This is a genomic window from Syntrophaceticus schinkii, assembly GCF_000946815.1.
GTDB classification, from domain to species: Bacteria; Bacillota; DSM-12270; order Thermacetogeniales; family Thermacetogeniaceae; genus Syntrophaceticus; species Syntrophaceticus schinkii.
Genome location: NZ_CDRZ01000211.1, coordinates 1 through 1024, shown reverse-complemented (window position 1 = coordinate 1024; position 1024 = coordinate 1). Strand labels below are relative to the sequence as shown.

Sequence of the window (1024 nt, the reverse complement as noted above, 5' to 3'; positions counted from 1 at the left end):
GTAAGGTTTTCCGGACAACCGTACTGCAAATAATTCAAGATAAGACTGGAACAGTTTAAAGGAGTTTCGAGTAAGATTCATTTCAGTGTTTTTAGGGAAGGGGGACTTTGGCGGGCGTGCCATAGGGGTTCCCCTTCTCGCTATTTATCCTTCCGTGATGATTGTCATGTTCAATAAATAATCCATATGTCAAATCAGTATGCATCATTTACGTCATAAAAAGCAAGAAAAAAATCCTACTCCCCCCGTCCATTGGGAGTGAGAGGCGACAGCACGGCAGTTTTTGACCTCGTCAGGCATGGTGGCTTCTTTGAACCAGAGCATGAGATTGTAACTAATGGCCTTTACCAGCATGTAGGCCTCATTTTTGACAAAGGTATGCTGGCTTGCTTCATCAACAGCAAAACCATCTTTTAGTTCATTTATCCACAATTCACAGGTACCGCGTTTGTTGTAGAAATGCCAGACTTCTTCAGGAGACATATCATTAGTCTCAATGTTGGTTACTATGGCTTGGTATTGATAGCATTCAGGGTGGTCTATATATAATTGGCCTGTTTTGGGGTCTTTTTTCTGACAAATAACGATGAACCGTCTGGCCTTGTTCCAGCTTGGTAACGGGACTGTCAGTTCAGCAATGCTGTAACATTCATCCAGCTCCTGCCAAAGGTTTTGTTCTTTTAGGTAATTAACGATCTTTTTTAAACCACTTCGCATAGGGGCTTTACAGACATATAAAAGGGTACGGGATTCAAAGTATTCGAAGTTTTTTTCGTCAAAAAAGCCTTTATCCATTCTTACACCTTTGGGTACGTAGTTATGGGGTAATTGTCCCTCTGCCTCTTTGAAGAAATTAAGGAATTCGCCGTTACTGTGCGTCTTACCACCATATGCTTTTAGATTGACTAATTCTGCAGTTTCAGCAATAAAACAAGCCTTGGCCTTGATAGACGGACGGCCGTGATAACGAGGGTTATAGCCTACCTCACCCCTTCCTGGTTGCCATGAAGGGTAATAACTGTAT

Annotated in this window: 1 protein-coding gene; it reads right to left on the bottom strand. The window is 42.1% G+C overall.

Translation table 11 applies throughout. The annotated features are described in order from the left end of the window. Positions 1-213: 213 nt before the first annotated feature. Positions 214-1024, bottom strand: an 811-nt coding sequence (locus SSCH_RS07545) for a transposase (protein WP_156972177.1), incomplete at its 5' end; no start/stop codon positions are given.